This window comes from Anoxybacillus sp. ST4 (assembly GCF_019448545.1).
In the GTDB taxonomy this organism is placed as follows: Bacteria; Bacillota; Bacilli; order Bacillales; family Anoxybacillaceae; genus Anoxybacillus; species Anoxybacillus pushchinoensis.
The window spans coordinates 1-249 of record NZ_JAHZOE010000116.1; the positions used below are offsets into that span (position 1 = coordinate 1).

The 249-nt window shown below is 42.2% G+C and carries 1 pseudogene; it reads left to right on the top strand.

The window, feature by feature from the left end:
- Positions 1-112: 112 nt before the first annotated feature.
- Positions 113-249, top strand: a pseudogene (locus tag K1I44_RS15250) (IS66 family transposase); the annotation flags it as partial.

A 249-nucleotide genomic window follows, 5' to 3' on the forward strand; every position in this document is an offset into this window, starting at 1 on the left:
GATCATAAAAAATTCCCCTCTCGTAATCATGAACCATAGCTCCTCTCATTGACACTATGGTTCTATTGTAAGTGGGGAATTTTATTCCGGCTATATTGGGGATTTTATCATCGGCTTTAACACCAATATGGTGAAACGAGGACGCGAAGCGCTGGAATCCAATATGGACATGATCGAAGACGCCTTACTTGACTCTAACATCTTGCATGTCGATGAAACGAGTTTGCGCATCAATGGTAAACTCGCATG